13 protein-coding genes are annotated in these 18682 nt (G+C 60.5%); 7 read left to right on the top strand and 6 right to left on the bottom strand.

Annotated features, from left to right (window positions below):
- Nucleotides 1-109 precede the first annotated feature (109 nt).
- Nucleotides 110-1570: a D-alanyl-D-alanine carboxypeptidase/D-alanyl-D-alanine-endopeptidase gene (dacB, locus tag ACIOWA_RS14130; protein WP_339432463.1), complete on the bottom strand. Its 1461-nt coding sequence runs from the start codon at nt 1568-1570 to the stop codon at nt 110-112.
- A gap of 42 nt (nt 1571-1612) precedes the next feature.
- On the opposite strand from dacB, the gene ACIOWA_RS14125 reads away from it, so the two are divergent.
- Together ACIOWA_RS14125 and ACIOWA_RS14120 are read left to right on the top strand one after the other, a co-directional pair.
- A complete protein-coding gene (locus tag ACIOWA_RS14125) occupies nt 1613-1753 on the top strand; it encodes a hypothetical protein (RefSeq protein WP_339432462.1) in 141 nt (46 codons plus the stop codon).
- A gap of 51 nt (nt 1754-1804) precedes the next feature.
- Nucleotides 1805-2149 (top strand): YggL family protein, encoded by a 345-nt coding sequence (locus ACIOWA_RS14120; RefSeq protein ID WP_003223308.1) that lies wholly within the window; start codon nt 1805-1807, stop codon nt 2147-2149.
- A gap of 37 nt (nt 2150-2186) precedes the next feature.
- Here the strand turns inward: ACIOWA_RS14120 and ACIOWA_RS14115 are convergent, their stop codons facing one another.
- On the bottom strand, nt 2187-3383 hold the full coding sequence (locus ACIOWA_RS14115) for a benzoate/H(+) symporter BenE family transporter (protein WP_339432461.1): 1197 nt from the start codon (nt 3381-3383) through the stop codon (nt 2187-2189).
- 271 nt (nt 3384-3654) lie between these two features.
- Between ACIOWA_RS14115 and ACIOWA_RS14110 the strand changes: the two genes are divergently transcribed.
- A complete protein-coding gene (locus tag ACIOWA_RS14110; RefSeq protein WP_008146364.1) occupies nt 3655-4419 on the top strand; it encodes a GntR family transcriptional regulator in 765 nt (254 codons plus the stop codon).
- Between the two features lie 156 nt (nt 4420-4575).
- Here ACIOWA_RS14110 and guaD read toward each other — a convergent pair whose 3' ends face one another.
- From guaD to xdhA, 4 genes are all read right to left on the bottom strand, one after another.
- Nucleotides 4576-5880, bottom strand: a complete 1305-nt coding sequence (gene guaD / locus ACIOWA_RS14105; protein ID WP_401160336.1) for a guanine deaminase — start codon at nt 5878-5880, stop codon at nt 4576-4578.
- Between the two features lie 13 nt (nt 5881-5893).
- Nucleotides 5894-6751, bottom strand: coding sequence for a xanthine dehydrogenase accessory protein XdhC (gene xdhC, locus ACIOWA_RS14100; protein WP_339432459.1), 858 nt, complete (start codon nt 6749-6751; stop codon nt 5894-5896).
- 115 nt (nt 6752-6866) lie between these two features.
- Complete coding sequence (gene xdhB / locus ACIOWA_RS14095; RefSeq protein ID WP_339432458.1) at nt 6867-9266, bottom strand: xanthine dehydrogenase molybdopterin binding subunit; 2400 nt, start codon at nt 9264-9266, stop codon at nt 6867-6869.
- Nucleotides 9259-10713, bottom strand: a complete 1455-nt coding sequence (gene xdhA / locus ACIOWA_RS14090) for a xanthine dehydrogenase small subunit (RefSeq protein WP_401160333.1) — start codon at nt 10711-10713, stop codon at nt 9259-9261. Before xdhA ends, xdhB begins: the two co-directional genes overlap by 8 nt.
- 268 nt (nt 10714-10981) lie before the next feature.
- Between xdhA and ACIOWA_RS14085 the strand changes: the two genes are divergently transcribed.
- From ACIOWA_RS14085 to ligA, 4 genes are all read left to right on the top strand, one after another.
- A complete protein-coding gene (locus ACIOWA_RS14085; RefSeq protein WP_339432456.1) occupies nt 10982-11641 on the top strand; it encodes a GntR family transcriptional regulator in 660 nt (219 codons plus the stop codon).
- 2 nt (nt 11642-11643) lie between these two features.
- Nucleotides 11644-15138, top strand: coding sequence for a chromosome segregation protein SMC (gene smc, locus ACIOWA_RS14080; RefSeq protein ID WP_401160331.1), 3495 nt, complete (start codon nt 11644-11646; stop codon nt 15136-15138).
- A 226-nt stretch (nt 15139-15364) separates the two neighbouring features.
- The gene (zipA, locus tag ACIOWA_RS14075; RefSeq protein ID WP_401160329.1) at nt 15365-16225 is read left to right on the top strand and encodes a cell division protein ZipA; all 861 of its coding nucleotides are present in this window, start codon (nt 15365-15367) and stop codon (nt 16223-16225) included.
- 87 nt (nt 16226-16312) lie between these two features.
- Nucleotides 16313-18670, top strand: a complete 2358-nt coding sequence (gene ligA / locus ACIOWA_RS14070) for an NAD-dependent DNA ligase LigA (RefSeq protein ID WP_339432453.1) — start codon at nt 16313-16315, stop codon at nt 18668-18670.
- Nucleotides 18671-18682: the final 12 nt, after the last annotated feature.

Below are 18682 nucleotides of genomic sequence, written 5' to 3'. Positions count from 1 at the left end.
TCCCCAGTGGGAGCGGGCTTGCTCGTGAAGGCGCAATGTCAGTCAATAGCGTTCTGGCTGAACTGACGTCTTCGCGGGCAAGCCTGCGCCCACAGGTTCGGCAGTGTGCTTACAGCACGGAAGCGGTCTGCGCCGTTTTCGGCTGGCGATACAGATCCAGCAGCACCTGATCCAGCACCGACGACGCACCAAACGGCGCTTTGTCGTTGAGGATCGCCACCACCGCCCAGGTGTTGCCGTTGACGTCGCGGCTGAAGCCGGCAATCGCCCGCACAGTGTTCAGAGTGCCGGTCTTGATGTGGGCTTCGCCGCGCATGGCGGTGGTCTTCAGACGTTTACGCATGGTGCCGTCGGTACCGGCGATCGGCAGCGAGCTGATGTACTCGGCGGCGTACGGGCTATGCCAGGCCGCTTGTAGCATGTTCGCCATTTCACGGGCGCTGACCCGTTCGGCACGGGACAGACCAGAGCCGTTCTCCATCACCAGGTGCGGCGCGGTAATGCCTTTCTTTGCCAGCCACTGACGCACCACGCGCTGAGCGGCTTTGGCATCGTCACCGTCGGCGTCGTTGCGGTACTTCTGGCCCAGGCTCAGGAACAGTTGCTGGGCCATGGTGTTGTTACTGTATTTATTGATGTCGCGGATGATTTCCGCCAGGTCCGGCGAATAAGCGCGAGCCAGCAGTTTGGCGTTGCTTGGGGTGGACGCCAGGCGATTCTTGCCCTGAATGCTGCCACCCAGTTCTTTCCAGATCGCCCGAACGGCGCCGGCGGTGTAAGTCGCATGGTCGAGCAGCGACAGGTAAGTCTGCGAGCTGCAACCGTCACCCAATTGGCCGGCGACGGTCACGGTCACGCTGCCATCAGCCTGCGGCACCGGGTTGTAACGCACACCGCCGGTGCATTGCTTGGAATTGAGGGCTTTGACGGTGTTTTCGATGTGGATGCTGGCAATCGGCGGTTCCACCGAGATCAGCACCCGGCCACCGTCATTGCGCGCCACGAAGCGCAAGGCCTTGAGGTTGACCAGCAGCGAATCGGGCTTGACCAGAAACGGCTTGTTCTGATCGTTGCCGTCATCGTTGAATTCCGGCAGTTGCGGCTGCACGAAGAAGTTGCGGTCCAGCACCAGATCACCAGTGATCTGGGTCACGCCGTTGGCGCGCAAGTCGCGCATCAGCAGCCAGAGTTTTTCCATGTTCAGCTTGGGATCGCCGCCGCCCTTGAGGTACAGGTTGCCATTGAGGATGCCGCCGCTCAGGTCGCCGTCGGTGTAGAACTCGGTTTTCCATTGATGGTTGGGGCCGAGCATTTCCAGCGCCGCGTAAGTCGTGACCAGCTTCATGGTCGAGGCCGGGTTGACCGATACGTCAGCGTTGAACACGGTCGGGGTACCCGGGCCGTCGAGCGGCACCATCACCAGCGACAAAGCGCTGGGCTGCAACTTGCTGGCCTTGAGCGCTTTTTCGACGTTGGGGGTGAGGGCGGTATTGATCGTGGCAGCAGAAACAGGCAGGGCCAATGGCAGAAGAAGGCCGGCGAGAAATAGAGGACGCAACGATTTGATCATATGAAATAAAACCCTGCAGAAGAGGGGAAAAAAGGCGAGGACATGGATGAAAAAGCCCTCAGTGGTCATGAAAGTGTCGGCATTATGCCCCAAGGTGTTACCGCTTGTGCCGTGCTGGAGGCGGCCAACGGGTTATTTTTTTACAGGCGGTCGGGCGCTGTGTCCACAGAGGCGGGCAATTGACGTTTTAAACTGGTAAAGTGCCGGCCGTTATTACTTAAGAGGATTGTTCCAATGGCGACTAACCGTTCCCAGCGTCTGCGCAAAAAACTGTGCGTTGATGAATTTCAAGAGCTGGGTTTCGAACTGAACCTGGACTTCAAAGAAGACTTGTCCGAAGAAGCCATTGACGCGTTCCTCGAAGCCTTCATCAAAGAAGCCATGGAAGCCAACGGTCTGGGTTATGTTGGCGGCGACGACTTCGGTCTGGTATGCCTGCAGAAGCGTGGCTCGGTCAACGAAGAGCAGCGCGCTGCTGTTGAAGCCTGGCTGAAAAACCGTAGCGAACTGACCGGTATGACCGTCAGCCCGCTGCTGGACGTTTGGTATCCGGAAAAGCCGATCAACGCGGCTAAGTGATACTGAAAAAAACGGCGACCTTCGGGTCGCCGTTTTTTTATGCCTGGGTTTTGCGCCCGTTGAGGATCAGCAAGGTCACCACCCCCGCCACAATCCCCCAAAACGCCGAACCGATGGAAAACAGCGTCAGCCCCGACGCCGTGACCATAAAGGTGATCAGCGCCGCTTCACGTTCCTTCACTTCGCTCATGGCGATGCTCAGCCCGTTGATGATCGAGCCAAACAGTGCCAGCGCAGCAATCGACAGCACCAATTCTTTGGGTAGTGCCGCAAACAACGCCGCCAATGTGGCGCCGAATACGCCGGCAATCCCGTAGAAAATTCCGCACCAGACTGCGGCGGTATAACGCTTGTTGCGATCCTCATGGGCGTGCGGCCCGGTGCAGATCGCCGCGCTGATGGCCGCGAGGTTGATGCCGTGGGAACCGAACGGCGCCAGCAGCAGCGAGGCGATGCCGGTGGTGGTGATCAGTGGCGAGGCCGGGACGGTGTAGCCGTCGGCGCGTAGCACGGCGATGCCGGGCATGTTCTGCGAGGTCATCGCCACCACGAACAGCGGGATGCCGATGCTGATGGTCGCCGCGAGCGAGAAGTGCGGCGTGGTCCACACCGGCGTCGCCACTTCCAGATGGAAACCGCTGAAATCCAGCAGGCCCATGAAGCCCGACAGCGCGGTGCCGATCAGCAGCGCGGCGAGCACCGCGTAACGTGGCGACAGGCGCTTGACCACTAGATAGGTGAAGAACATCCCCAGCACCAGCCCGGTGCGGTGTTGCGCGGCGACGAAGATTTCGCTGCCGATCTTGAACAGAATCCCCGCCAGCAACGCCGCCGCCAGCGATGCCGGGATCTTTTTCACCAGGCGTTCGAAGCTGCCGGTCAGGCCGCAAATCGTCACCAGCACGGCGCAGGTGATGTAGGCGCCAATGGCCTCGCCATAGGTGACACCGCCAAGGCTGGTGATCAGCAGCGCCGCACCGGGCGTCGACCAGGCGATGGTGATGGGCGTGCGATAGCGCAGCGACAGACCGATCGAGCACACCGCCATGCCGATCGAAATCGCCCAGATCCACGAGGAAATCTGCCCGCTGCTCAAACCCGCCGCTTGCCCGGCCTGGAACATCAGCACCAGTGAACTGGTGTAGCCGGTCATCATCGCGATAAAACCGGCGACGATGGCCGATGGCGAAGTATCGGCGAGAGGGCGCAGCCGGGTGTAGGTGGCGTCGTTCATGACGGCGGTGTTCCTTATACAGATGAAGATGTGCGCAATTACCCTGAACCCCTGTGGGAGTTGTGTTCTGGCTGCGGATTCTGCGAACAAGCCTAAACTCAAACGTAACGGATCGTTGCAATACAGCCGAGGTCACAAACAGCCATACAGTCGTGTTGCCACCATCCATTGTGTACAATCGCGCTGTTTTTTACGCGATACTTGCCAGCGACCTACTGTGCCGTATTACAGTCACGGTCTATTCGCCGCAGTTCTCCCGACTCGAGTGCCCATGAACGAACAGTTGCAACCCCTCAAGAAACAACCGCGAGCAGGCAAAGCCGGCCGCAGCGGCACCCAGGACGATATTGTCTACGCGCATATCTTCGAGGCCATCCTCGAACAGCGTCTGGCGCCCGGCACCAAGTTGAGCGAAGAAGCGCTGGGGGAGATCTTCGGGGTCAGCCGCACCATCATTCGCCGCGCGCTGTCGCGTCTGGCCCATGAAGGCGTGGTGCTGTTGCGACCCAACCGTGGCGCCGTGGTTGCCAGCCCGAGCGTTGAAGAAGCCCGCCAGGTGTTCATGGCACGGCGTCTGGTCGAGCGTGCGATCACTGAACTGGCGGTGCAACACGCCACCGCCGAGCAGATCGCAGAACTTCGTCAGATGGTCAATGACGAGCGCGACAGCTTCTCCCGTGGTGATCGCGGCGCCGGTATTCGTCTTTCGGGTGAATTCCACCTGAAACTCGCCGAAGCGGCAAAGAATGCTCCGCTGATCAGTTTTCAGCGCAGCCTGGTTTCGCAGACTTCGCTGATCATTGCCCAGTACGAAAGCGGCAACCGCTCGCATTGCTCCTACGACGAGCACACCCAGTTGATCGACGCCATCGAAGCGCGCAACGCTGAGCTGGCGGTGGACTTGATGATGCACCACATGGACCACATCGACAGCAAGCTCAACCTCGATGAGGAGAGTGCGTCGGATGACCTGCATGCGGTGTTCTCGCATTTGTTGCAGACCAAGAAGCCGGGGCGTCCTGCGGCCAAGCTCTAACCGACACCGAGTCGCACCCTTGGCGAGCAAGCTCGCGCCCACATTTGGACTGCATTCCCCTGTGGGAGCGGGCTTGCTCGCGAAGGCGTGCTGACCGACAACAAAAATCCTCCGGGGGCTAAACACCACCGGGGGATTTTTTTGCCTCGGGAAAACTCAGCGCTGATGCACCAGCGCACCCGCCGCATACGTCTGCTGCACCGTCCGGTCGTCGCCCAGCGTCATCAACACAAACAACGTCTCGGCAATGTTGTTGGCCTGCTTCAAGCGATAGCTGAGCAACGGCGTGGCGTTGTAGTCCAGCACCAGGAAGTCGGCATCGCTGCCCGGTTTCAGATTGCCGATCTTGTCTTCCAGGCGCAGTGCCCGCGCGCCGCCCAGGGTCGCCAGGTACAGCGACTTGAACGGACTCAAGCGCGCACCTTGCAGTTGCATCACTTTGTAGGCTTCGTTCAGGGTTTGCAGCAGCGAGAAACTGGTGCCGCCGCCGACGTCAGTACCGAGGCCGACGTTCAGCTTGTGCTTCTCGGCCATCGGCAGGTTGAACAAGCCGCTGCCGAGGAAGAAGTTCGAGGTCGGGCAGAACGAGATCGCCGAGCCGGTTTGCGCCAGCCGTGCGCACTCGTCATCGCACAGGTGTACGCCATGAGCGAATACCGAGCGCTCGCCGAGCAAGTTGTAGTGATCGTAAACGTCCAGGTAGCCCTTGCGCTCCGGGAACAGTTCCTTGACCCACTCGATTTCCTTGAGGTTCTCGCTGATGTGGGTCTGCATGTACAGATCGGGGTATTCGGTCAGCAGTTGCCCCGCCAGCCCAAGCTGTTCCGGGGTACTGGTCGGGGCGAAACGCGGCGTGACCGCATAGTGCAGACGACCCTTGCCGTGCCAGCGCTCGATCAGTGCCTTGCTTTCGACGTAGCTCGATTCGGCGGTGTCGGTCAGGTAGTCCGGCGCATTGCGATCCATCATCACCTTGCCGGCGATCATGCGCAGGTCAAGCTTCTCGGCCGCCTCGAAGAACGAGTTCACTGACTGCGGGTGCACGCTGCCGAACACCAGCGCGGTGGTGGTGCCGTTGCGCAGCAGTTCCTTGATGAAGATATCGGCCACATCATCGGCGTGAGCTTTGTCACCGAACTGGCTTTCGCACGGGAAGGTGTAAGTGTTGAGCCAGTCCAGCAGTTGCTCGCCGTAGGCACCGACCATGCCGGTCTGCGGCAGGTGGATGTGAGTGTCGATGAAGCCCGAAGTGATCAGCGCGTCCTGATACTGGGTGATCTCGATGTCTGCCGGCAGGGTCGGCAGCAGTTCGCTGGCGTGGCCGAGGGCGCTGATCTTGCCGCCATCGACCACCAGCAGGCCGTCCTCGAAATATTCGTAGGAGGCTTCGATCCCGACTTCGGCGGGGTCGGCGATGCTGTGCAGGATGGCGGCGCGGTAGGCTTTGCGAGTCAGAGGCATGAGGGTTCTCTAATCAGTTTGAGGCTTTGAGTTTGGTGGCCTGACTGCGGCGCGATACGGGCAGCAGTTTGGCAATCGGCTCGGCGCTGGCGCTGTGCTGGCCGAAATTGGCGTTATAGGTGGCGATGATTTCGCCGGCGATGGAGATGGCGATTTCCACAGGCAGTTTGCCTTTGACTTCGCCGATGCCCATCGGGCAGCGCATGCGTTGCACGACGCTGGGGTCGAAACCGCGATCACGCAGGCGATGTTCGAACTTGACCCGTTTGGTCTTCGAACCGATCAGGCCGAACCAGGTGAAGTCGTTGCGCTTGAGGATTGCGGCGGTCAGCTCCAGATCAAGCTGATGGTTGTGGGTCATGACGATGCAGTAGCTGCCGGCGGGCAGGTCATCGATTTCATCCACGGGCTCTTCGGCGACGATTTTACGCACGCCGTGGGGGATCTGTTCGGGGAACTCCGCCTCCCGCGAGTCGATCCAGCGCACCCGGCACGGCAGGCTGGCGAGCAACGGCACCAAAGCACGGCCAACGTGGCCGGCGCCGAACACCGCGATCTGCGCCTGTACCTGGCCCATCGGTTCGAACAGCAACACGGTGGCGCCGCCGCAGCACTGGCCGAGGCTGGCGCCGAGGCTGAAGCGCTCCAGATGAGTGTCTTGCTTGCCGCTGGCGAGCATGTCGCGGGCGATCTGCATGGCTTTGTATTCCAGATGCCCGCCACCGATGGTGTCGAAGCTCTGGTTCGCGCTGATCACCATCTTCGAGCCGGCATTGCGTGGCGTCGAGCCGAGTTCTTCGATGATCGTCACCAGAACGCAGGGTTCGCCCTGGTTCTGCAGGTCGGCGAGGGCGTCGATCCAGTTGTACATAGTCACCTCGACATCTGTGTTGTCTGTTCAGTCGTCTTCGCGAGCAAGCCCGCTCTCACATTTGGAATGCATTTTCCTGTGGGAGCGGGCTTGCTCGCGAATGGCGCGCCTCGGTCTAGAGCGAAGCCAGCTCGGTCTCTGTTTCTACCGCTTTCACAGTCTTGAGCTGGCGCATCTGCTCGCACCCCCACAGCACCCGCTCAGGGGTCGCCGGTGCATCGACTTTCGGTTGATGCTTGTAGTCACCGAGGCTCGCCACGGCGTCCTTGATCGCGCACCACGCGGCAATCCCGAGCATGAACGGCGGCTCGCCCACAGCCTTGGAGTGGAACACGGTGTCTTCCGGGTTCTTGCGGTTTTCCACCAGTTTCACCCGCAGGTCCAGCGGCATGTCCGCCACGGCCGGGATCTTGTAGCTGGCGGGGCCGTTGGTCATCAGCTTGCCTTTGTTGTTCCAGACCAGTTCTTCCATGGTCAGCCAGCCCATGCCTTGGACGAAACCGCCTTCCACCTGACCTATGTCGATGGACGGGTTCAGCGAGGCGCCGACGTCGTGGAGGATGTCGGTGCGCAGCATCTTGTACTCGCCGGTCAGGGTGTCAACGATCACTTCGCAGCACGCCGCGCCGAAGGCGAAGTAGTAGAACGGGCGGCCACGGGCCTGGCTGCGGTCATAGTAGATTTTCGGGGTCTTGTAGAACCCGGTGCTCGACAGCGAGACCTGATTGAAATACGCCTGCTGGATCAGCGCTTCGAAGGTCAGGATGTGGTCGCGCACACGCACATGGCCATTGTGGAATTCGACGTCTTCTTCGCTGACCTTGTATTGGCGTGCGGCGAATTCGATCAGGCGTCGCTTGATGATCTCGGCGGCGTTCTGCGCGGCCTTGCCGTTGAGGTCGGCACCGCTGGAGGCAGCGGTCGGCGAGGTGTTCGGCACCTTGTCGGTGTTGGTTGCGGTGATCTGCACGCGATCGATTTCGACCTGGAATACTTCGGCCACGACCTGCGCGACTTTGGTGTTCAAACCCTGGCCCATCTCCGTGCCGCCGTGGTTCAGGTGGATGCTGCCGTCGGTGTAGATGTGGATCAGCGCACCGGCCTGGTTCAGGAAGCTGGCGGTGAAGGAAATACCGAATTTCACCGGGGTCAGCGCCAGGCCTTTTTTCAGGATCGGGCTGTTGGCGTTGTAGCGACGGATCGCTTCGCGGCGCTCGTGATACTGGCTGCTTTCTTCCAGTTCAGCGGTCATTTCTTCGAGCATGTTGTGCTCGACGGTCTGGTAGTAGTGCGTGACGTTGCGTTCGGTCTTGCCGTAGTAGTTGGCCTTGCGCACGGCCAGCGGATCGAGGTTCAAGTGACGGGCAATCGCATCCATCACTTCTTCGATGGCAACCATGCCTTGCGGGCCACCGAAACCCCGGTACGCGGTGTTCGACGCGGTGTTGGTCTTGCAGCGATGACCGTTGATGGTCGCGTCGCCCAGGTAGTAGGAGTTGTCCGAGTGGAACATCGCCCGGTCAACAATCGAGGCAGACAGGTCCGGTGAGCAGCCGCAGTTGCCGGCCAGGTCCATGTTGATCCCGTGCAGGCGCCCGGTGCTGTCGAAGCCGACGTCGTACTCGACGTAGAACGGGTGACGCTTGCCGGTCATCAGCATGTCTTCAACGCGCGGCAGACGCATCTTGGTCGGCTGGCCGGTGAGGTGCGCGACCACCGCGCACAGGCATGCCGGGCTCGCGGCTTGCGTTTCCTTGCCACCGAAACCACCGCCCATGCGACGCATGTCGACGACGATTTTGTTCATCGACACGTCGAGCACTTCGGCGACCAGTTTCTGCACTTCGGTGGGGTTCTGCGTCGAGCAGTAGACGATCATGCCGCCGTCTTCGGTCGGCATTACCGAGGAGATCTGCGTCTCCAGGTAAAAGTGTTCCTGGCCGCCGATGTGCAGCGTGCCTTGAATGCGGTGTTCGGCAGTGGCCAAAGCACCGGCCGAATCGCCGCGCTGGTGGGTGTGGCTGTCGAGCACGAAGTGGCGTTTGCGCAGGGCTTCGACCACATCCAGCACCGGCTCCAGGTCTTCGTATTCGATGATCGCGGCCATTGCCGCTTTGCGCGCGGTTTCCAGATCTTTCGCGGCGACGGCCAGCACCGGTTGACCGACGAACTGCACATCATCGATGGCCAACAACGGATCGCCCGGCATCAGCGGGCCGATGTCTTTCAGGCCCGGCACGTCCTGGTGGGTGATGGCGATGCGTACGCCTTCGAATTCATAGCAAGGCTTGGTGTCGATGCTGATGATTTTCGCGTGGGCGCGGTCCGACAGGCGTGCGTACAGGTGCAACTGGTTGGGGAATTCCAGGCGATCATCGATGTACTGCGCTTCACCGGACACATGCTTGGCGGCGCTGTCGTGTTTCACGCTACGGCCGACACCGGTGGTCAGGTCTTTGGCGAACAGTTCAGCCAGTTCAGCTTGGGTCTTCTCTACGGCGTGATGGTTAGACATAAGCGGTCACCCGAGTCTCGATGTGCGGTGTTTGCAGTTCGATGAAGTATTTGCGCAGCAGGTTCTGCGCGCTGAGCAGGCGATATTCCTTGCTGGCGCGGAAATCCGAGAGCGGTGTGAAGTCCTCGGCCAGCGCGGCGCAGGCGCGTTCGACCACGGCGTTGTTGAACGGCTGGCCGAGCAACACGGCTTCGCAATGGGCGGCGCGTTTCGGGATCGCCGCCATGCCGCCGAAGGCGACGCGGGCGTCAGTGATCACGCCGTTTTCGACGCGCAGGTTGAACGCGGCGCAGACGGCAGAGATGTCGTCGTCCAGACGTTTCGACACTTTGTAGGCGCGGAACAGCTGCTCGGCGCTGGCACGCGGGACGATGATCTTCTCGATGAACTCGCTTTCCTGACGCGCCGTGACACGGTAGTCGATGAAGTAGTCCTCAAGATTCAACGTGCGCCGGGTGTCACCTTTGCACAGCATGATCTGCGCACCGAGGGCGATCAGCAGGGGCGGTGAGTCACCGATGGGCGAGGCGTTGCCGATGTTGCCGCCGAGGGTGCCCTGATTGCGGATTTGCAGAGAGGCGAAGCGGTGCAGCAGTTCGCCGAAGTCCGGGTACTCGGCGTTCAGTGCTTCATAGCAGTCGGAGAGGGCGGTGGCGGCGCCGATTTCGATGCGGTCGTCGAAGGTTTCGATGCGCTTCATTTCTGCGACATTGCCGACATAAATCATCACCGGCAGGGTGCGGTGGAACTGCGTGACTTCCAGCGCCAGATCGGTGCCGCCGGCCAGCAGTCGGGCTTGCGGGTAGGCGTCGTAGAGGTCGGCCAGATCGGACACGGTCAGCGGCACCAGGCAGCGCTTGTCGCCGCTGTTGAGTTCGCCGATATCGGTGGGGGCAATGGCTTTGAGGCGGGCGATGGTTTCGGCTTCGCGGGCGTCGAACTGGTCCGGTTGCTTGCCACAGCACGATTGTTCGGCAGCGGCGAGGATCGGCCGGTAGCCGGTGCAACGGCAGAGGTTGCCGGCCAGTGCTTCGTGGGCTTTGGCATGATCCGGTGCATTGCTGTTCTTTTGCAGGGCGAACAACGACATGACGAAACCGGGGGTGCAGAAACCGCACTGCGAGCCGTGGCACTCGACCATGGCTTTCTGCACGCTGTGCAGTTCGCCTTGGTGCTTGAGGTCTTCGACGCTGATCAGTTGCTTGCCGTGCAGCGACGACACGAACGTCAGGCACGAGTTGAGGCTGCGATAACGAATGTGTTCGCGGCCAGCGTCATCCGTTTGCAACTCGCCGACTACTACGGTGCAAGCGCCGCAATCACCGCTGGCGCATCCTTCTTTGGTGCCGGATTTGCCGACGTGCTCACGCAGGTAATTGAGCACGGTCAGATTCGGGTCCAGGGCGTGCTCGCTACGGAGTTCCTGGTTAAGTAAAAACTGGATCACGGAAGGCCTCGCAGACTCATTATTGTTGTTAACCGACGTGAACCGAATTTAGCAGGTCTGACTTTTCGGTCAATGGTTTTCTGACTTAAAGGTCAGGAAAATGCGTTTCGTCGATCAGCAACGTGTCTATTCAGTATTGACCCTCATTGGATCCTCTGCTTTTTTGCGGGATTCGTGCCAAAAACCGCTGAGTGGGCACTCCGCCATGACCGTGCATTTGCGCTACACTGCGCCGCTTGTGCAGATCGATAGAGTTTGAAGGACAACCATGACGTTCAAGGCGCCGGACAGCCTCGCCGAGCAAATTGCTCACCACCTCGCCGAACGCATCATTCGTGGCGAAATGAAGCCGGGAGAGCGCATCCAGGAACAGAAGGTCACGCTGGCACTCAATGTCAGCCGCGGATCCGTTCGCGAAGCCTTGTTGATCCTCGAACGCCGCCACCTGATCGCGATCCTGCCGCGCCGTGGCGCGCACGTCACCGAGTTGACGGCGCACAAGGTGCAGAGCCTGTGCACGCTGATGAGCGAGCTGTACATCCTGCTCGGCAACTCGGTGGCCAACGGCTGGCAAGACCAGGCCGACATGGCGCCGTTCGTGCAGATCCAGCAGCGCCTGACCGCCAGCTACGAGCGTCAGGACATCCGTACCTTCGTCGATGACAGTTTCGCCGTGATGCGCGCGGCCTATCCGTTTGCCAACAACCCGTACCTGCAAGAGACCGTCGAGAACCTGCAACCGGCGATGAGCCGCGCCTACTTCCTCGCCCTCGAGCAGCGCAAGGCCGAGATGAGCGAGTTCCTCGAACTGTTCGAGCGCTTGCTGGCCGCCGTGCTTGCCCGTGATCTGCCGCAGATCCGCATCGTGCTGACGGCTTACGCCCAGCGCAGTTGCGATCTGGTGGTGTCCGCCCTGACGGTCGCCTAAGCGTGCGGCTCAAGTGCATCAAACTGGCGGGATTCAAATCCTTCGTCGACCCGACCACGGTGAACTTCCCCAGTAACATGGCGGCGGTCGTCGGGCCGAACGGTTGCGGCAAGTCGAACATCATCGACGCCGTACGCTGGGTGATGGGCGAAAGTTCGGCGAAGAACCTGCGTGGCGAGTCGATGACCGACGTCATCTTCAACGGCTCGACCAGCCGTAAACCGGTGAGTCAGGCGAGCATCGAGTTGGTGTTCGACAACTCCGACGGCACGCTGCTGGGCGAATACGCCGCTTACGCGGAGATTTCCATTCGTCGCAAAGTGACCCGCGACAGCCAGACGACTTATTACCTCAACGGCACCAAATGCCGTCGTCGCGACATCACCGACATCTTCCTCGGCACCGGCCTCGGCCCGCGCAGCTACTCGATCATCGAGCAGGGGATGATCTCCAAGCTGATCGAGTCCAAGCCTGAAGATCTGCGCAACTTCATCGAAGAAGCGGCCGGCATTTCCAAGTACAAGGAGCGTCGGCGCGAGACCGAAAACCGCATCCGCCGCACCCACGAAAACCTTGCCCGCCTGACCGACCTGCGCGAAGAACTCGAGCGTCAACTCGAGCGCTTGCACCGCCAGGCCGAGGCCGCCAAGAAGTATCAGGAATTCAAAGCCGAGGAGCGTCAGCTCAAGGCGCAACTGTCGGCCCTGCGCTGGCAGGATCTGAACGATCAGGTTGGCCAGCGCGAGTCGATCATCGGCACCCAGGAAATCAGTTTCGAAGCGCTGGTCGCCGAGCAACGTAACGCCGACGCCGCTATCGAGCGCCTGCGCGACGGGCATCATGACCTGTCCGAACGCTTCAATCTGGTGCAGGGACGCTTCTATTCGGTCGGCGGCGACATCGCCCGGGTCGAGCAGAGCATCCAGCACGGCCAGCAACGTTTGCGTCAATTGCAGGACGACTTGAAAGAAGCCGAGCGCGCGCGTCTGGAAACCGAATCGCACCTGGGCCACGACCGCACGTTGCTGCTGACCCTCGGTGAAGAGCTGGACATGCTCACCCCCGAGCAGGAAGTCACCAGCGCCGCCGCCGAAGAGGCTGCCGCCGCGCTGGAAGATTCCGAAACCGTCATGCACGGCTGGCAGGAGCAGTGGGACACCTTCAACCTGACCGCCGCCGAACCGCGCCGTCAGGCTGAAGTCCAGCAGTCGCGCATCCAGCAGCTGGAAACCAGCATGGAGCGTCTGGCCGATCGGCAAAAGCGCCTCGGCGAAGAGCGTGCATTGCTGTCGGCCGATCCGGAAGACGCGGCGATCATTGCGCTCAACGAACAACTCGCCGAGTCCGAAGCGACGCTTGAAGATTTGCAGACCAGCGAAGAGGCTCAGGTCGAAAAGCTTGAGCAACTGCGCCAGGAGTTGCAGCAAGCGTTGACCGCGCAGCAACAGGCGCAGGGCGATTTGCAGCGTTTGAATGGCCGGTTGGCCTCGCTGGAAGCCTTGCAGCAAGCCGCGCTCGATCCGGGCACCGGCACGGCTGAATGGCTGAAGGAGCACAACCTGGCCGAACGACCGCGTCTGGCCGAAGGCCTGAAGGTCGAGGCCGGTTGGGAGTTGGCGGTGGAAACCGTGCTCGGCGCCGACCTGCAAGCGGTGCTGGTGGATGATTTCAACGGTTTTGATTTGTCCGGCTTCACTCAGGGCGATTTGCGCCTGCTCAGCCCCGGCACCGATGGCGTGCGAGTGGCGGGCAGCTTGCTGGACAAGGTCGAGGCGCAGATTGACCTGTCGCCATGGCTCAGTCAGGTCAAACCGGTCGACAGTCTGGAGCAGGCCTTGGCCTTGCGCGGTCAGTTGAGCGCCGGGCAGAGCCTGATCAGTCGTGATGGATACTGGGTCGGTCGGCATTTCCTGCGCGTGCGCCGTGCCAGCGAAGCCGAAAGCGGCATGCTTGCCCGTGGCCAGGAAATCGAGACGCTGCATCTCGAACGTGAAGAGCGTGAAGCCACGGTCGAGGCGATGGAAACCCGTTTGCAAACCCTGCGCGCGCAACAGCGTCAGCAGGAAAACGGTCGCGAACATTTACGTCGCTTGCTGCAAGACGAAGCCCGTCAGCAAGGTGAATTGAAAGCCCAGTTGTCCGCCGGCAAAGCCAAGGCCGAACAACTCACGCTGCGCCGTACCCGTCTCGATGAAGAGCTGATCGAGCTCGGCGAACAGCGTGAGCTTGAGCATGAGCAAATAGGCGAAGCGCGCATGCAATTGCAGGACGCCCTCGACGCCATGGCGCTGGACACCGAGCAACGCGAGTTGCTGCTGGCCCAGCGCGACAGCTTGCGCGAGCGCCTCGACCGCGTGCGTCAGGAAGCGCGGCAGCACAAGGACCATGCGCATCAATTGGCCGTGCGGCTCGGCTCGTTGCGCGCGCAGCATGACTCCACGCGCCAGGCGCTGGAGCGTCTGGAAATGCAGGCCGAGCGTCTGACCGAAAAGCGCGAACAGTTGAGTCTGAATCTGGAGGAGGGTGAGGCCCCTCTGGAAGAACTGCGCCTGAAACTCGAAGAGCTGCTCGACAAGCGCATGACCGTCGACGAAGAACTCAAGACTGCGCAAATCGCCCTGGAAGATGCCGACCGTGAATTGCGCGAAGCGGAAAAACGCCGGACGCAAGCCGAGCAGCAATCGCAGTTGATCCGTGGCCAGCTCGAACAGCAGCGCATGGAATGGCAAGCCCTGACCGTGCGCCGCAAGGCTCTGCAGGATCAACTGCTCGAAGATGGCTACGATCTCAATGGCGTGCTCGCGACATTAACGGCACAAGCCAGTGAACGCGAAGCCGAAGAGGAACTCGAACGGATCAATGCCCGGATTCAGCGTCTGGGTGCGATCAACCTCGCGGCCATCGACGAATACACGCAACAATCCGAGCGTAAACGTTATCTGGATGCTCAGGATGCCGATCTGGTCGAGGCACTGGAGACGCTGGAAAACGTTATTCGCAAGATCGACAAGGAAACCCGCAACCGTTTCAAAGATACCTTTGATCAGATCAATGGCGGTTTACAGGCGCTTTTTCCAAAAGTTTTCGGTGGCGGGCGCGCGTATTTGGAACTGACGGGCGAAGATCTACTCGATACAGGGGTAACGATCATGGCGCAGCCGCCAGGAAAGAAGAACAGCACCATCCATTTGCTCTCCGGCGGGGAAAAAGCCCTGACCGCGCTGGCACTGGTTTTTGCGATCTTCAAGTTGAACCCGGCGCCGTTCTGCATGCTCGATGAAGTTGACGCGCCACTGGATGACGCTAACGTTGGACGCTACGCACGATTGGTTAAGGAGATGTCTCAGACGGTGCAGTTCATCTATATCACTCACAACAAGATCGCCATGGAAATGGCCGAGCAGTTGATGGGTGTGACGATGCATGAACCGGGTTGTTCGCGACTGGTAGCTGTGGATGTCGAGGAGGCGATGGCGATGGCGATGGTGGACGCCTAGCGGCGCAGCGGCGAGTTGCAAGCTTCAAGCGGCAAGTGAAGCGGCTTGCAGCCTGGAGCTTAAAGCTTGTAGCTGCGAAGCCTTTGATCGTGCTAGTTTAATGTCAATTTTTCGTATACGTGGGCAAAACACCTGTCAGAACATAGAGTTGGCGCCACGTTTTAAAGCGGTTTGCACAGTGTAAACCCCTTATTTTTCAGCATTTTTTATAGAGGCACGGGATTACATGGAAATCGGTCTGCGCGAGTGGCTGATCGTCCTCGGCATCATTGTGATAGCCGGTATTCTTTTCGATGGCTGGCGCCGGATGCGCGGCGGCAAGGGAAAACTGAAATTCCGTCTTGATCGAAGTCTGTCGAATCTGCCGGACGAGGACACCAGCGCCGAGCTGTTGGGCCCGGCCCGCGTTCTGGACACCCATAAAGAGCCACAACTGGACGAGCACGATCTGCCGTCGGTGAGCATGCCGGCCCGCGAAGCACGCGAGCCTCGCGAATCCGGCTCCAAGCGTGGCAAGCGTGGCAGCAACGGTCCGGCCCAGGGCGACCTGAACCTTGACCTGGATCTGGACGGCGGCCCGAGCTTCAGCAGTCGTGAAGACTTCGCCAATGATGCCAAGGCTGCACCGGTGGTCAGTGACAAGGATCAACCGCAAGCCGAAGAGGTTCTGGTGATCAGCGTGATCTGCCGCGACGCTGCCGGTTTCAGAGGCCCAGCGCTGTTGCAGAATATTCTGGAAAGCGGTCTGCGTTTTGGTGAGATGGATATTTTCCACCGTCACGAAAGCATGGCTGGCAACGGTGAGGTGCTGTTCTCCATGGCCAATGCGGTCAAGCCGGGCATCTTTGATCTGGACGACATCGATCATTTCAGCACCCCGGCGGTGAGCTTTTTCCTCGGTCTGCCTGGCCCGCGTCATCCGAAGCAGGCCTTCGACGTGATGGTGGCCGCTGCCCGCAAGCTGTCCCAGGAACTGAACGGTGAACTCAAGGATGACCAACGCAGCGTCCTGACCGCGCAGACCATCGAGCATTACCGTCAGCGCATCGTCGAGTTCGAGCGCCGCGCCCTGACCCATAAGCGTTGATTGAAAAGATTGCCTCGTTATAAAGAGGCAATCGGCAAAATAGATTGAGCAGCCTCGGCTGCTCTTTTGCTTTATGAGAGAACACCCATGACCGCCGCCCAAAACCGCATTCTAGCGCTGCGCGCTGAGCTGGATCAGCACAACTACCGTTACCACGTCCTCGACGAGCCGAGCATTCCGGATGCCGAGTACGACCGGTTGTTCCACGAGCTCAAGGCTCTGGAAGCAGCCAACCCGCAGTTGATCACCCGTGACTCGCCGACCCAGCGTGTCGGCAGTGTGGCGCTGACGGCGTTCACTCAGGTGCGCCACGAAGTACCGATGCTCAGCCTCGGCAACGCCTTCGAAGAAACCGATATGCGCGAGTTTGATCGCCGCGTCACTGAAGGTCTGGATCTGCCGGCTGGCGATCTGTTCGGCGGTGGCTCGGCGGTGGAGTACAGCTGCGAGCCGAAGCTCGATGGCCTGGCGGTCAGTCTGCTGTATCAGGACGGCCTGCTGGTTCGTGGCGCCACACGCGGTGACGGCACCACCGGCGAAGACATCAGCGTCAACGTGCGCACCGTGCGCAACATTCCCCTGAAGCTGCACGGCGAAGGCTGGCCGGCGACCCTGGAAGTGCGCGGTGAAGTGTTCATGTCCAAGGCCGGTTTCGAGCGCCTCAACGCCTCGCAACTGGACATCGGTGGCAAGACCTTCGCCAACCCGCGCAACGCCGCTGCCGGCAGCCTGCGTCAGCTGGATTCGAAGATCACCGCCAACCGTCCGTTGGAGTTCTGCTGCTACGGCATCGGTCAGGTCTCCCACGATATTTCCGACACCCACATCGGCAACCTCAAGCAATTGCAAAAGTGGGGCATGCCGATCAGCCACGAGCTGAAACTGGCCAAAGGCATCGGTGAGTGCCTGGATTACTACCGCGACATCGGTGAGCGACGCAGCTCGCTGACTTACGAAATCGACGGTGTGGTGTTCAAGGTCAACAGCATTGCCGATCAGCGTGAACTGGGCTTCCGCGCCCGCGAACCGCGTTGGGCGATCGCGCATAAATTCCCGGCGATGGAAGAGCTCACCGAGTTGCTCGATGTGGAATTCCAGGTTGGCCGTACCGGCGCCGTCACTCCGGTGGCGCGCCTGAAACCGGTCAAGGTCGCGGGCGTCACCGTGGCCAATGCAACGCTGCACAACATGGACGAAGTCGCGCGGCTGGGCCTGATGATCGGCGACACCGTGATTATCCGTCGTGCCGGTGATGTGATTCCGCAAGTGGTGCAAGTGGTCACCGAACGCCGTCCGGACAATGCACGACCTGTGGCGATTCCGGAGAGCTGTCCGGTGTGCGGCTCCCACGTTGAGCGCACGCAACTGATCAAGCGCAGCAAGGGCAAGGAAACCGTCAGCGAAGGCGCGGTGTATCGCTGCGTGGGGCGCCTGGCCTGTGGCGCGCAATTGAAGCAGGCGATCATTCACTTCGTCTCGCGTCGTGCGATGGACATTGAAGGCCTCGGCGACAAGAGCGTCGAGCAATTGGTCGATGAAGGCCTGGTCAGTTCGCCGGCCGATTTATACGCGCTGAAGTTTGATGACATCGTCGATCTGGAAGGCTTTGCCGAGGTGTCCGGCAACAAACTGCTCGCGGCCATTGAAGACAGCAAGAAGCCGGGGCTGGCGCGTTTCATCTATGCCCTGGGCATTCCCGATGTTGGTGAAGAAACGGCCAAGGTACTGGCGCGTTCGCTGGGTTCGCTGGAGCGCGTACAACAGGCGTTGCCGCAGGTGCTGACCTATCTGCCGGATGTCGGCCTGGAAGTGGCACACGAGATTCACAGCTTCTTTGAAGATGCGCACAACCAGCAGGTGATCGGCGAATTGCTCGGGCATGGTTTGCAGATTCAGGATCAGGGCGAACTGGGCGCCGAGTTTGCCGCCAGCACTACGCTGGGCGGCTTCCTCGACAAGCTGCACATTCCTTCGGTCGGCCCAGGCGGGGCGCAGAAGCTGGCAGACAGGTTTGGCTCGCTCGACGCGGTAATGAGCGCCGACTGGCTGGACATGCGTCAGGCATTGCCGGAGAAACAGGCCAATTCGGTACGTGAGTTTTTTGCGCTGCCGCAGCATCGCCAACTGGCCGAAGAGGCCGAGAAGCAACTGCGTGATTTCGGCATGCACTGGCACAGCGAGAAGAAGGTCGTCGAAGGTTTGCCGCTGTCCGGGCAGACTTGGGTGCTGACGGGCAAGGTCGAGTTGATGAGCCGCGATGTCGCCAAGGAACATCTGGAAAGCCTTGGGGCGAAGGTGGCCGGTTCGGTGTCGGCGAAGACGCATTGCGTGGTGGCCGGCCCAGGCGCTGGCTCCAAGCTGACCAAGGCCAATGAGCTTGGGGTGAAGGTGATGGATGAGGAGGCATTTATCGCGTTCCTGAAGGGCTGTGGCCTCTCCGTCTGACCTCTCGTTCCC

Origin of the sequence: Pseudomonas sp. NPDC087614 (genome assembly GCF_044743485.1) — a bacterium.
GTDB lineage: Bacteria > Pseudomonadota > Gammaproteobacteria > Pseudomonadales > Pseudomonadaceae > Aquipseudomonas > Aquipseudomonas baetica_A.
Note: the sequence above shows the minus strand (reverse complement) of the source record. Positions and strands in the feature narration are given on the sequence as shown.